Source organism: Marinibium conchae (assembly GCF_015595035.1).
Taxonomy (GTDB): Bacteria; Pseudomonadota; Gammaproteobacteria; order Enterobacterales; family Alteromonadaceae; genus Glaciecola.
Genome location: NZ_JADNRN010000002.1, coordinates 31,872 through 46,203, shown reverse-complemented (window position 1 = coordinate 46,203; position 14,332 = coordinate 31,872). Strand labels below are relative to the sequence as shown.

General features: G+C 41.5%; 10 protein-coding genes. 7 read left to right on the top strand and 3 right to left on the bottom strand.

Annotated features, from left to right (window positions below; all coding sequences use genetic code 11):
* The first annotated feature begins 79 nt into the window (after positions 1 to 79).
* Both coaBC and slmA read left to right on the top strand, forming a co-directional pair.
* Positions 80 to 1,297, top strand: coding sequence for a bifunctional phosphopantothenoylcysteine decarboxylase/phosphopantothenate--cysteine ligase CoaBC (gene coaBC / locus ISG33_RS08110; RefSeq protein WP_195733117.1), 1,218 nt, complete (start codon positions 80 to 82; stop codon positions 1,295 to 1,297).
* Positions 1,298 to 1,320: 23 nt separating this feature from the next.
* Positions 1,321 to 1,914, top strand: a complete 594-nt coding sequence (gene slmA / locus ISG33_RS08105) for a nucleoid occlusion factor SlmA (RefSeq protein ID WP_195733116.1) — start codon at positions 1,321 to 1,323, stop codon at positions 1,912 to 1,914.
* Between the two features lie 142 nt (positions 1,915 to 2,056).
* Here the strand turns inward: slmA and ISG33_RS08100 are convergent, their stop codons facing one another.
* Positions 2,057 to 4,738, bottom strand: a complete 2,682-nt coding sequence (locus tag ISG33_RS08100) for a sensor domain-containing protein (RefSeq protein WP_195733115.1) — start codon at positions 4,736 to 4,738, stop codon at positions 2,057 to 2,059.
* Positions 4,739 to 4,909: 171 nt separating this feature from the next.
* On the opposite strand from ISG33_RS08100, the gene ISG33_RS08095 reads away from it, so the two are divergent.
* The 3 genes from ISG33_RS08095 to ISG33_RS08085 all read left to right on the top strand — a co-directional run bounded on the left by ISG33_RS08095 (position 4,910) and on the right by ISG33_RS08085 (position 9,503).
* Positions 4,910 to 7,987: a CheR family methyltransferase gene (locus tag ISG33_RS08095; protein WP_195733114.1), complete on the top strand. Its 3,078-nt coding sequence runs from the start codon at positions 4,910 to 4,912 to the stop codon at positions 7,985 to 7,987.
* 26 nt (positions 7,988 to 8,013) lie between these two features.
* Positions 8,014 to 8,733: a sensor histidine kinase gene (locus ISG33_RS08090; RefSeq protein WP_195733113.1), complete on the top strand. Its 720-nt coding sequence runs from the start codon at positions 8,014 to 8,016 to the stop codon at positions 8,731 to 8,733.
* A 167-nt stretch (positions 8,734 to 8,900) separates the two neighbouring features.
* The gene (locus ISG33_RS08085; protein WP_195733112.1) at positions 8,901 to 9,503 is read left to right on the top strand and encodes a hypothetical protein; all 603 of its coding nucleotides are present in this window, start codon (positions 8,901 to 8,903) and stop codon (positions 9,501 to 9,503) included.
* On the opposite strand, the gene ISG33_RS08080 is transcribed toward ISG33_RS08085, so the two are convergent.
* Together ISG33_RS08080 and ISG33_RS08075 are read right to left on the bottom strand one after the other, a co-directional pair.
* On the bottom strand, positions 9,486 to 10,586 hold the full coding sequence (locus ISG33_RS08080) for a CDP-glycerol glycerophosphotransferase family protein (RefSeq protein ID WP_195733111.1): 1,101 nt from the start codon (positions 10,584 to 10,586) through the stop codon (positions 9,486 to 9,488). The two genes, ISG33_RS08085 and ISG33_RS08080, sit on opposite strands and share 18 nt — an antisense overlap.
* 145 nt (positions 10,587 to 10,731) lie before the next feature.
* Complete coding sequence (locus tag ISG33_RS08075; protein ID WP_195733110.1) at positions 10,732 to 12,399, bottom strand: M28 family metallopeptidase; 1,668 nt, start codon at positions 12,397 to 12,399, stop codon at positions 10,732 to 10,734.
* Positions 12,400 to 12,604: 205 nt separating this feature from the next.
* On the opposite strand from ISG33_RS08075, the gene ISG33_RS08070 reads away from it, so the two are divergent.
* Together ISG33_RS08070 and ISG33_RS08065 are read left to right on the top strand one after the other, a co-directional pair.
* Positions 12,605 to 13,180, top strand: coding sequence for a TetR/AcrR family transcriptional regulator (locus ISG33_RS08070; protein ID WP_195733109.1), 576 nt, complete (start codon positions 12,605 to 12,607; stop codon positions 13,178 to 13,180).
* Between the two features lie 7 nt (positions 13,181 to 13,187).
* Positions 13,188 to 14,321: an MBL fold metallo-hydrolase gene (locus ISG33_RS08065; protein ID WP_195733108.1), complete on the top strand. Its 1,134-nt coding sequence runs from the start codon at positions 13,188 to 13,190 to the stop codon at positions 14,319 to 14,321.
* Positions 14,322 to 14,332 lie beyond the last annotated feature (11 nt).

Sequence of the window (14,332 nt, the reverse complement as noted above, 5' to 3'; positions counted from 1 at the left end):
TTTTCTTTGCCACAATAGTCGTTATCCAAATCCTTTGAAGAACGAGCGCAAGCTATACTTGTACTCTTATTGGCAAAATATGCAACTTGAACAAAAGAACGTTTTATTAGGTATCAGCGGCGGTATTGCAGCTTATAAAACGCCAGATTTAGTAAGAAAACTGGTCGCTGCGGGCGCAAAAGTCAGGGTTGTGATGACCGATTCCGCCAAAGAGTTTGTCTCCCCATTAGCTTTACAAGCCGTTTCAGGTAACAAAATAAGTAACAGTCTACTCGATGAAGACGCTGAAGCAGCCATGGGGCATATAGAGCTAGCGCGTTGGGCGGATATATTTTTAATCGCTCCGGCAACGGCAAATGTAATGGCAAAACTAAGCCATGGCCTTGCAGATGACCTACTCACCACGCTCGCCCTAGCAACACCAGCACCAATAGTAATTGCCCCAGCCATGAACCAACAAATGTGGGCAGCCCCCGCAACAAGCGATAATATCAATATACTGAATCAACGAGGCGTGAACTTCATTGGCCCTGCAAGCGGTGAACAAGCTTGCGGTGACGTAGGTTATGGTCGCATGGTTGAGCCTGAAGAAATAGTTAGCGCGTTAGGTGAGCATATATCTCATGCAGCTAAAGACTTACAACTATTCGCGGGTAAAAATATTATGATCACTGCTGGGCCAACTCGTGAGGCTCTTGATCCTGTTCGTTATATCACCAATCACAGCTCAGGAAAGATGGGTTATGCAATTGCAGAAGCTGCCGAGGAAATGGGAGCAACGGTTACCTTAGTATCTGGGCCAGTCAACATTTCTGCGGGCGCTAATATTAGGTGCAAGCAAGTCATTAGCGCGCAAAATATGCTTGAAGCGGTAATGAGTGATATTGCCACACAAGATATTTTTATTGCTTGTGCGGCTGTTGCAGATTTTAGGTTAGCAGAAGTGCCCACACACAAAGTAAAGAAAAAAGATGAAACTCTGACGCTATCCTTCGAACAAAACCCTGATATTCTCAAAACCGTCGCAGCACTTAAAAACAAGCCATTTACCTTGGGCTTTGCTGCCGAAACAAACGACGTTGAAGCTTACGCAAGATCAAAGTTAAGCCGTAAAAATTTGGATATGATTGCGGCCAATGATGTATCATCAAGTGAGTTAGGTTTTAATTCTGATCGAAATGCCTTAACGGTGATTACAAAGAATAGTAAAACAGAACTTGCGCCAGCTAGTAAGAAAGTGCTCGCGCAACAGCTGCTAACTCTGTTGCACAGTGAATACACAGCAACCCAACAATAATAAAAAAGCTAATAGGTACCATCATGCCCGCAACAAAAAGACCCAACAGGCGCGCACAGATCCTGCAAGCCCTAGCAGGAATGTTAGAGCACAATCATGGCCAACGCATCACTACCGCGAAGCTGGCTGCAGAAGTAGGTGTTTCTGAAGCCGCACTCTATCGTCACTTCCCTAGCAAAGCCCGAATGTTTGAAGGCCTAATTGAATTTATTGAAGAAACCTTATTCTCGCGTATTAATAAAATCATGGAAGAAGAAAAAGAGGCTGCGGTAAGATGTCAGTTAATCATGCATCTCATTCTTGGTTTCGCTGAGAAAAACCCAGGAATCACTCGTATACTCAACGGCGACGCATTGTTAGGCGAACAAGAGCGACTCCGCGAGCGCATAGCGAAACTCTTCGAGCGTTTAGAAACTCAAATTAAGCAAATATTGCGCGAACGTAAACTGCGAGAAGGCAAGGCCTTGGAGGTAGACGAAGGTATCTTAGCGAATATGATGATTTGCTTTGTAGATGGCAAAATAAATCAATTTGTGCGAAGTAAATTCCAACGTACACCAACCCAACAGTTTGGTGAATACTGGTCAGCAGTAAAAACACAATTTTTTGCTAATTAGTTTTTGTTTGAAATAGAGGATTAACGGAGGATGGCTTGACATTTTTAGCTAGTCCGGCCACATTGTCGATGCCTCCAAAATTCCTCAGTTTGAGCGCAAATGCAAGATACAAATTGTCAACTACTTGCGTATTATTACACTTCTAGTCTTGAGCTAAATAGTCTATTACTTTGGTAGCAAGCAGTGGCCGGCTGATATAGAAGCCTTGGATGTAGTGGGAACCCAATTCCCTTATCTTGTCTCGACCTAGCTTAGTTTCAACTCCCTCTGCAATCACTTTAAGTTCCAATGAAGAAGCAAGAGCAATTATTGCTTTTACTATTTTTACATCATTCCCTTGTTCGGAGAGATCATCTACGAAACTTTTGTCAATTTTGATGATATTGAACGAAAAATGTTGTAAGTAGCTAAGCGATGAGTAGCCAGTACCAAAGTCATCTAGGGCAAGCCTCACGCCCATAGCCTGTATGTTTTCCAATATCGTTCTAACGCGGTTTTGCTTATTAATAATAACCGATTCAGTTAGCTCCATTACCAAAGAGCTAGGTTCAACCTCATATTTGTCGCAAGCTTGCTTAATAGTGTCGACCAGTGAGTCATTATTGAGTTGCTTTGCTGAAACATTAAATGATATGTACCCATCAATAGGAAATACGCCGAACGACTTCCACTGAGCTAATTGATAGCAAACCTCATTAACAGCCCAAGCGCCAACCTCAGCAATCAAATTACTTTCTTCCAGTAGTGGTATAAACTGTAAAGGGCTAACTAGGTTATCTTCTTTATCCTTGAATCGTAACAGAGCCTCAAAACCCGAAACCTTACCAGTTACAACGTCGCAAATCGGTTGGTAATGCAGAACAAAACGGTCTCTTTTTAGACCACTGCGCATATCATTCATCAAATTAATTCGCGACTTAGAGTTTGCTTCCAGAACTTCATTAAAAAGTTGAAACTTATTTTTACCCTCTTTTTTCGCACTGTAGAGTGCGAAATCGGCATTCTTCAGCAAGGTTTCAGGTGTCGTATCCGGCATTGTTCCTTGTGCAATTCCCAGGCTTGTGGTGATGTATATTTCTTGTTCACCAATAACATAAGGCTTAGCAACGGCTTCTATAACTTTATTTGCAACTACAACTACTTCTGCAATCTGCTCATCATGACCCAACATTACAACAAATTCGTCACCGCCAAACCGGGCAACAGTATCATTTTTACGAAGAGTATTCATAAGGCGATCCGCTACTTTTTGAAGTAATATGTCGCCTACATCATGCCCTAATGTATCATTTACGTCCTTGAAGCCATCAAGGTCTAGGAAAAAGATTGATACAATAGAGTTGTCTCTTTCAGAATCATAGAAAGCGCGTTGCAGTCGATCTTGGAAAAGTAATCGTGTAGCCAAACCTGTTAAACTATCAAAGTCTGCTATATGTTTTAGTTTTTCTTGATTAACATAGCGCTCAGTAACGTCATTACAGGTTCCGAGGAAACCTTCTATTTCGCCATCTTCGTCAAACAATACTCGCATACTAAAATCAACCCAGCGAGTAGCACCCAACGGTGATACTAAACGGACCTCTTGATTAAAATCGTGGCCTAGCTGAAGTGCATTCCTTATAGACATAAGGAGCTCGCTAACATCGCTGGGATGAATCGCATTTATCCACTCTCGGCCTGTACTTTCTTCATGTGAAAGCCCAGTAAACTCACACCACTTTTCGTTTGAAAATATGCAGTTCCAATCTACTGAAACGCGAATAATTCCTACCGGAGCCAATTGGGTTAATGCATTTAATTGTTGTGACGTACTTTTGTATTCATCCGACTTAGCCTGAAAAAGCGTAATATCTTGAATTTGCATCGTTGTATAACGCTGCAAGCCTTGATTGTATCGGAATAGTGTTAAATTAACGGTGCAGGTGGTCCCGTCCATTTTATGGGCTGTCTGATACTCCCATATACGAGGGCCATGTGTATCATCTTCTAAGTTAGTTTTATCGTGCTGATTCGACCATTGGAAAAAAGCCTCATAGCAAGGGAAAAACTTATGAATGTTAGTACCCGCTAAACTCAGTTGGCTAGAGTGATCCATTTTTATTGCGTCTGGGTCAAAGATATCTTGAGCAGCAGGGTTACTAAGAACAATTGTGGAATTAGAGTCAATGACTAAAACGCCTATTGGCGACGATGATATCAAACTGCTCAAATAGCGATTGTGAGCAAGGTCTTGATTTAAGCCAGAAAAATTGCCTCTCACTGTTTCAGCACTTTGCAAGGTGCATACAACTGCGTCTAATACTGGTCGTATTTTGGATAATATCGTTGACGAAAATTGTTTATCCTTATCACCGAGGATGCAGATGGCTCTCAGTTCTTTATGCACTAAAATTGGTAATAACATTAGGGACGATATATTGTCAGGATCAATTAAGAGCGTTTTAGTCGCTTTAGGGATAGGGCTGTTGTAGTAAACAGGGCTTGTAAGAACACTCTTTTGTCCTACCCAAGCAGATAATACTTTTTTGTTTATAAAGTCTTTCTTTGAATCATGGTACAAGGGAAGCAAATCCGCACCGGTAAGGATCGGGAACTCTGCATTTTCACCTGACAAATAACAAACACCGTACTTACAATCTGATATCAATACCAAATGCTTTATCAAACGTGCGAAAATGGTGTCAGATGCATCTGGGTCAAATAACGATTCTTGAATATTTTCGATAGCATCGCGGGTAGCTTGATAAGCCCTTCTTTCAAACTTTTTCGTATCATCGGTAATCGAATTTGCTTGAGATAATTCACGACGTGCTTCGTTTTCCATATCTTCATCATTCCAGATTTAAAAAATACAGTTATTTTTGGTCAATCGGGTTGATTAAAATCTAGTTTCAAAAGATGATAGACTAGCTTCAAAAGCCTGATTTAACAGTAAAAATTAGACTAAAGTATATTTTTCAAGAGTTCATAAACCAGTTCCTGAGGGTAGCAAAGTATGAGTAGTGGGTCAAAAGACGACCAAGACAAAATGGATACTCCTAGTCATTATATTGGAATAGGCACCTCTGCGGGGGGCTTGGAAGCTTTACAGATCGTATTGCAAAATCTTCCTGTTGATACGGGCGCATGCTTTGTCATAGTTCAGCATTTATCACCTAACTTCAAAAGTATGATGTTAGAGCTACTTAGTAAACATACTTCCATGCATATTGAGAACGTGACAGATGGGGTAAAAACCAAAGCAAATACAATTTATCTTCTGCCTCCTAAAAAAAGCATGATCGTCGCCAAGGGCGAATTACAATTAACGGAAAAAATTGCTGATAGTGGTTTAAACCTCCCAATAGATATCTTCTTTCGCTCACTTGCAGAAGACCAACAACACCTTGCCATTGGCGTTATTCTTTCCGGAACTGGTTCTGATGGGAGCCGGGGAATCAAAGCTTTAAAAGAAGTTGGTGCTCTTGTGGTTGCCCAAGAGCCTGAAAGTGCAAAGTTCGATGGCATGCCAAATAGCGCAATAAACACCGGTATAGTCGACTTGATTTTACGCCCAGAAGATATTGGTGAAAAGCTTGCGCAGTACATCAACCATCCTCTCGTAAATGGGCAAACTGAAAGTGTACAAAAAGATATTGTTTCGTCAAAAGAAGTCATGAATGAAATTTTCAACTTACTTAAAATAAAAAGCGATATCGATTTTTCAAAGTATAAAGTAGGTACAATTGCTCGAAGAATTGAAAGAAGGATGACAATAAAACAGATCGCATCTCTGCGTGATTACCTAACGTTACTTTTTAAAGATATTTATGAAGTTCAGGCGCTAAGTAAAGAACTACTGATTGGCGTTACACGCTTCTTTAGAGATGATAAGGCGTTTGAAAATATTCGGAATATCGCTATCCCTAATATTGTGAAACATTCGCAGCAGAATTCCTTAATTCGGATTTGGGTAGCGGCATGCTCATCGGGCGAAGAAGCATACTCAATTGCTATAATGGTTGAAGAAGAGCTAAGAAAGCAAGCGTTAATACGCGAGGTTAAAGTGTTTGCCACTGACGTAAACCCTGCAGCAATCAATGAGGCTAGCGCAGGTGTTTACACTGCAGAAATTGAAAATGATGTAGCGCCCTATATTCTTAAAACCTACTTCTCCGATGCAGTTGGCGGAGGCTACCAAGTTAATCAAAGTATTCGCAATAAAGTCGTTTTTGCAACTCACAACGTGATTACAGATCCTCCTTTCTCAAACATCGATTTAGTTACGTGTAGAAACGTCTTAATCTACTTTCAGAACGAAGCACAAAAGAGAGTCTTATCTTCACTCTATTTTGCGCTCAAAGCTCGCGGCTACCTGTTTCTAGGTTCATCAGAAAATCTCGGCGAACTCGACTCTCATTTCAAAGTTGTCGAAGAAAGAAGTAAGATTTATCAAAAAGTCGATGACGTTAAGCTACCAATTGTTACAAGCTCGAAAATAAATAAAACAGTATCAAAAGTAAATACAAATATTCCTACTATCACAGACTTAATGAAAAGTTATCGGGGAGGTAGTCATTCTGATAACGGATTGAACTTCATTAACGAAGCCCTAATTACTCAATTCGTTTGCCCCTGCATAATACTAAATGACGAACTTCAAGCTATCCATGTGTATGGCGATTTAGGGAATTACACTCGCCGCTTGCCACCTGGAAGAATTAGCACTGCAATTACTGATTTAGTGAATGACGACATCTGCATTGCCTTGTCATCAGCATTACAAAGGGCACGTCACAAAAACGAAGAAGTCTACTATTCAGACATAGTCACTAACTCGCGAGAAGGTGAAATTACCTTTAACCTGCGAGTAAAGTACATAAAAGAGCATGATTTGGCGTCGGCCCCCGGCTTCTTTTGGTTAATATTTGAACAAGTCAGCTTTGCACCAGTTAGTTCAGTTCAAGCAGAACGATTTGATGTAAACCAACTAGCTAATCAGCGTATTGAGGATCTTGAACTTGAACTTAAATTCAATAAAGAACATCTCCAAGTCACAATAGAGGAATTAGAAACCACTAACGAAGAGCTTCAATCAGCTAACGAAGAGTTGATGTCTGCTAATGAGGAGCTTCAAAGCACTAACGAAGAGCTTCAGTCTGTGAATGAAGAGTTGCATACAGTAAACTCTGAGTTTCAAGAGAAGATACTTCAAATTTCTCAGGCAAATGGTGATTTAGATGAAGTACTATTATTATCTAACATCGGTATTATTTTCCTTGACGAAAACTTGAATGTAAGACGCTACACCGATGCAGTTAAGACCTACATTAACCTGCAAGAAAATGATGTTAACAGGCCAATCCATCACATTTCTAACAACATACAATATAATGATTTACTATCTGATGTGAGTGTTGTTGCAAGAAGTGGCAAGATGCTAGAACGAGAGCTTACTCTTGATAATAAACAGGTTCTTCGAATCACTGTAAATTCTTACAATTACAGTGATATATCAATGACCAAGGGCGTAGCTATTACCTTTACAGATATCTCGCAAGTGCGTTATATGGAAATGGGAATGGTAGTAGCTTACAAACAACTGAGATCTAGCGTAAATAATGCATTGGAAATGCTTGACACTGGACCATTCAAAAAACAGGTAAATATATTAATACTTGATGATAGCGCCAGTTACCTTGAGCTACTAGAACATCAAATTTCCAAGGTTACAGGATATGCTTGCACTGTGTTTAAAAGCACTAGTATTGATGAAGCTTTTGAGCATATTCACAATCAAAGTATAGATGTATGTATTTCTGATTACTTCCTAGAAGGCGAAACCGCTCTAGATTTTATTGATAAGCTCGCTGATAAGAATATCGATATTCCAGTAATTGTGATTACTGGAGATGCCACAGATGAACTAACGCCACTATTATTTTCACATGGAGCCTTAGATTTAATAGAAAAAGACGATCTTTCGCCAGCACTATTAACACGAAGTGTTCGGTTCGCCGTGAGACGTCATCAGATAGATCAACATATTAACAATCTTATCATTGATAAAGTGAGTCAAAAGGAAGCCTTGTAGTCTGTGAACGTTAATTACTGGGGTATATGCTTTTAAAAATTATGGAAAAAAACGAACTTATAGTCTTTTTTAGGGCATTATCACATGACTTACGCGGCTCAGTTGGTGCAGCATCAACACTCATCAAAATGTTAGGTGAGGAATATGGCGACCACTTAGATAAACGTGCAAATAATTGGCTACTACTGATTCAGCGTGAGAATCAGATGGCAACACAAAAGCTCAAAAGGCTTTCTGAGTATGCAAAATTGTTAGCTTATGAAAGCAGAATGACTAACTGCAATGTTAATTCAATTGTTCAGTCTTGTTTTGATAAATTTGATTCATCTGTACATTCAAAATTAGTCACTACCCCTTCACCTCTGCCTGTAGTTTTGAGCGATGAACACCTTATACAGGTATGTTTTACGGAGCTTATCGCTAACTCTCTTACTCACAAAAATGAGGCTGAACATAATAACGGGAAGTCAGGAAAGGAAAAAACGATTACGATTAGCTACCATTCTGGCGTTAGCCATCACGAATTTATTTATCACGATTCCAACGATAACATTGACGAAACGCAGATTCCTTATGCTTTAAGCCCTTTTAAAATAGCTAATTCCGCGAATAGCGAGACTATTAACGCGGGCTTAGGCCTAAACATCGTAAAGCTGGTAATAACTAGCCTAGGAGGAACATTAAATGTCAACACTGGCGGCATAGCAAACAAGACCCTAAAGATTACGATTCATCTTCCAAAGTAACTAAAAATCAGACTTGAATCTCTATATTTGACCGCAGCCTTTATGCTTTGATGACCATATCACCCAGTCGTTACTATAGTACTCATAATTGAACTATAATAAAAATAAGTAGCTAAGACTTTTTCGGATAAATAGGAAAGCTCATCACACACTAGGGAGTTATCGTTATGTTCATCTTAGTAAACCTACCTAAATCTAAGCGCATTAATTTGCTCATAGTTATGCTTTTTGTTTTATTTAGTAGTGGATGTGTTTCTAGCTTCGATCCTGCAAAAGCCTTAAGCAGTGACGAGGGTATAGCGCTTGCCCGTGTTCATTTATCTGGTGAAGTGCCTAAAGTTACCTTTGTTACCTATAATAAGAACAAAATACTCGATCCCCATGGTTTTCGAGGCGAAGGTGCAAGCACTTTAGCGCCCATCACAATGCCAGCAGGCGAGCACTCATTCGACAAAGCGGTTTACATGCAAGGAATCGAATTGATTGAGCCCGATATCAGCTGCGTTGGGGAGTTTAATGTTGAAGCTGGGAAAATAACTTATGTGGGCGACATCTATTTCCACACTGGTGATTATGATAATTATGTCGTCTTTAGCTCTTACCCCTACAAAATCACCTTACGCGATAACATGGATAGCACGATGAAAGCGCTGTTCAGGCAATATCCTAGTTTGAAAGGTAAATATGACATTGGGAAGTCGCTTGCAGGGCCTTTTATTTGCCAAGATGAGCAACGTGAAAGCAAGGCTCAGCTACCCCAAGTTAACTAACAAATAGTCTCTGATTCTGCTGCTACATTTGCCGTCGGTCTTGCCGGCCATATCAAGTGTGACTGCTTTACGTTGAGCAGATTTGATGCTCGGACTAGCAAGACTTTGTGCTACTAGCTGCGCGACTTGTTTTGGGTCTGTCGCGCGTTCACAAATGTCATGGAAGATGCTCATGTCAGGATCCATGCGTTTCGTTAGTCGCGATTTGAATATACCTCGGTAGGTCCAGCGTACTTTGTAGAAATCACACCAAACTACTGGCTTATCTAAGGCAGCAAACTCAAACACTGTTGAAGAAGCTTCCGAAAGCATGATATCGGCAAGACCCATAAAAGGTAACAAGGAATAACAGTCGATAGGGCCCATATAAACGTTTGAATGTGTTGCCCACGCATCCAATTTATCGCGCTGTTTATGATACTTCTTTTTGGTGTAGCTAAAAAAGTGAGGTTTTATAATGATGTTATAGGCCGACATTTCACTTGGCCAGTCGTCGCTAAAGCACTCAATGCTCGATGGGAAAAAAGTCGGCGCATATAGGATGGTCGACTTTTTAGGGTCTAAGCCAAGTGACGCTAGATCAACCGCATTGGCTAAACTCACAAGCTCAGAATCCCCCTCGCAAAACAAGGGATCGAGCTTCGCATAGCCAACATCTTCAAAACGGCGGTTAGGAAACATCTCGCTAAGACGTTGTAAGCGCTTAGGGCCCTCAACAAAACGAACATCAAAAGGGAACTCACTGGTAACGTAGTAGCACGCTTTTGGTCCTATTCCATGTTGCATATAAGCTAGTTTAAGACCTTCGGATTGAAGCTCGGTATAACTTGAGCAAGGCGCATTGCCAAATATCACCCAATTGGGTTTTTTATCTAAATAGAGCGCTTTCGCTTGGTCTGCATTTTCGACAACTTGAAAAGAAAAGCCTTCATCGTTAAGTGCTTTATGGGTAACGGATGCAGTTTGGGGCTCGTTATGGACAACGAATAACAGGTCACACTTTGCCGCTCTCAATTTTCGCGCTACGGGCAGAAACTGCGGAAGATAATAAAGATGCAAAATGTCGAAGTAGATTGCTGCCATATAGAAAGAGTCACGCCAATAACCAGTAGGGAAAGGCTAAAGTCTATCCTATATTTCTAACATTTAACAATGTCGTTGAGATAGTGCTAGGTCGGGACGTGGCTGGAGCTAGCGCGATGAATGAACCATCGCGCCAGTATTTGGCTTATTTCTTAGAGAATGTGTCGCCGAAGAAGTCACCTTCATTCCATGTTGGGCGCTCCGCTTGATTTGCTAAAGTGAGGCCGATTTGGAAATTTACTTCAGTAAATGTCGTTGCTGCGTTCCACTTGAAGGGCTGAGTCATATCATCGCCTGGGCGGTGATAGTTGGTTCCCAAAAAGTTCTGCAACACTTTGCTACCATCAATTTCTGGATCTTTAGATTGGATACCAGGCACTAAAAATACTGCTGGGATACCTTGCTTAACGAAGCTGTAATGATCAGAACGGGTAAACAAATTTAGCTCTGGCCAAGGATCATCGCTCAAGGTAATACCTACATTTTTAGTTGCCGCTTCTACCGACGCTTTCATTGATGAGTGGTCGGCGCCGAAAGCGATAACATCAGCAAACTCGAAGGTTAAAATTGGCATATCAAGGTTAACGTTCGCGATCAGATTCTCTTGGGGTACGGTCGGGTTTCGAGCAAAATAATCAGCGCCCAACAGGCCTTTTTCTTCACCCGTCACTGCCAAGAAAATAATAGAACGCTTTGGCGGCGTAGGTAGGGAAGCAAACATTCTTGCTGTTTCCATTAACACCGACGTACCTGAGGCATTGTCCATCGCGCCATTATTGATCTTATCTTTCTCGACACTTTTAGAAATGCCAATGTGGTCAGAATGCGCTGTGTAAACAACATACTCATTTTTAAGTACTGGGTCGCTGCCTTCTAAAATCCCAACAACATTCGGACTAGAAAGGTTTTCGTGAGTAGTTTCACGACTTAAGGTAATCGTCGCTGGAATATCAAAAGCACTTGGTACTTCATCATTCTCTAACTGAGCATGCACTTCTGAGATAGGGGTTGACCCAAGCGCAAATAACTTTTCAATAGCAGGCGGACTTAAATAGGCACTACCAACTAAACCAGGCTCAACACTAGAAGGGTTACCGTCATCTTGAACCCAGCGCATGCGTGGTGAGAATATGTAATTCATCATATTTTTATATGGGCGAGCTGCTTCACGCTGAGGACTTGGTATGGTCACGTAACCAACAGCGCCGCGCTCGGCCGCATATTTAGACTTATTTGCACCTGATGCAAGGTGCGAACCTAGTTCAGAAGGGAAGGATTTTGGCTTACCTGAGAGTGCTAATACAATCTTACCTTCTACATCGATACCAGCATAATCATCATGATCGAGTTCAGGTGCGGAAATACCATAGCCGACAAACACGATAGGGGCCGTTATCGTCGCTTCTTCGGCAACTAAATTAGGCCCACTTAAAAAGTCATCGGGGTATGAGAACTCAAAAGATTCACCGCTATCGGATTCAACGCTAAACGTAGGAGATTCTTGAACTAACAAGCCTTTTCTAAAGTTGATGCGTTGAATATATGTGCCATCGTCACCACCAGGCTTGAGGCCATATTTAGCAAATTCGCCAGCAATGTAAAGTGACGCAATTTCATGACCTCTCGAGCCTGTTTCACGACCTTCTAACAAGTCGTCTGCTAGGAAGTGCATGTGTGCCTTGATGTTTTCAATATTGGGTTGGGTTGTCGCATTCAGGCTTGCGTTGTTGCTGGTGCTCGCGCAGCCAAAAACCAAAATGCTGGTTGCTGCTACTAATGTCGTTTTTAGTAGAGCGTTAATAGAACGATTCATAGCTTGTCTCTTATAGTGTGTGAGTTTTTTTCCGGCATTTTATAACATAACTAGCAATTAATTGCGGCTGCGCTTTGCCTTTTGAAATATTGTGTAACATTTCGCTTGGAAGTGAAGCTGTAAACTCAGCTAAAAATTTGGAAAAAAGTCAAAAGCCTGTTATACCTAAAGCACTGAATTGTATAGGTCGGCGAGGAACACGGCGATGCCCAAAAAAGCACAATATGACCTCAGCGACGTCAAAATGTTCGCAATAGAAATATTTACTGAGCATGGTTTTGCCAACGCGTCGATGGACGAAATAATCGCTCGTACCCAATTCAACCGCAGAGCTTTTTACATCGAATTTGGTAGCAAGAAAGCTTTCCTTTATGCCGTACTAAACACTTATATCAGCTCCCATTTATCGAAGTGCCAAGAAAGCTTACTCAACAGGTCAGAGCCTGGCACACTTGCAATAGAGAACTACTTTAGGGCCTATCATCAACTCATTTTGTCGCAAGGTTGCTTGCTTGTTAATAGTATCAGTGAATTAGGGCGAGTCGATATTGAGATACAAAGTATTGCTCGCCATTATTACGACTCGTTGCAACTATGCTTCATTAGTTGTTTAGAGCGAGCGCAGAAACACAAGGAGATCCGAGCCGACATTAACATTGAATCGGTCGCCTTACAGCTTACTTGCTTCACCCAAGGTTTTGCTATTTCAAGCATTCTGCAAGATGGCCAAAACGACGTATTGATTGCCATGCGTCAATTACTCAAAAGTGTAGAAAACTAAGGCCTTCATGAGCGCTATACATCAAAAACTTAAGCCGCACTTCATCATTCTTAGTCTAGTTGGATTTTCGATACTAAGTGCTTGTGTAAGTAAGCCGGGCAACGAACAACAACGCAAAGCGCATCACAGTGCCGACGGCTTTCAAAATCTCTACATTGAAGACACCGATAAAAGCTTTTTTGATTTTCTTGAAATGCGAATATTAGGCGAAGATGTGTGGGCTGACCACCCTGCTCTCGCCTCGCAAGTACCCTTTCAGGAAGCTGATGTAGCTCGCATTCAGGCAAAAAGTGACCTAAAAGGAGATGCCGACCAAGCTTTAGTAACTTGGCTTGGCCACTCAATGTTTCTGATACAATACAAAGGCTTGAGCGTCTTAACCGACCCTATTTTTACTGACCGAGCATCGCCACTCTCCTTCGCAGGCCCGCATCGGTATGTTCCTCATGCTATGGACTATGAAGCACTTCCCAATATTGATGTCGTGATCATTAGCCATAACCATTACGACCACCTCGACAATAGCACGCTGGAAATGCTTGGTCAGAAAAGCCAGGCACAAGTGTCGCCGACTCGTTTTTTTGTGCCCTTAGGCTTAAAAGCTCACTTGCTTGACGAAGGCATAAATGCGAATAACATTAGTGAACTGGATTGGTGGGACAAAGCCAGCGCGCAAAATGCCTTCGCTTCCGCAGATATCCTCGCGCTACCTAGCCAGCATTGGTCGGCCAGAGGTTTGGCTGATCGGCTAACTACGCTATGGGCTAGTTGGTCGATTAATATCGCAGGCTTTCATGTTTGGTTCGCAGGTGATACCGGTTATAATTCAGTACAATTTAAAGAGATAGGCGGTGCAGTAGAGCAAATCGATTTGGCGCTTATTCCGATTGGAGCCTATGCTCCTCGTTGGTTCATGCAAAAGTATCACGTCGACCCCAAAGAAGCGCTGCAGATACACTTGGATATTAACGCTAAACAATCGATAGGCATGCATTGGGGAACCTTTCCGTTAACGGCTGAAGAGCCTGGCGCACCGCTTATAGAATTAGAAAAACAACGCGAGCTTTTAGGCCTGCCAAGTTCTGCCTTTAATACAATGGCAATTGGTGAGAGCAAAGCAATAACAATAAAAAATGATTGATCAAGGGATAA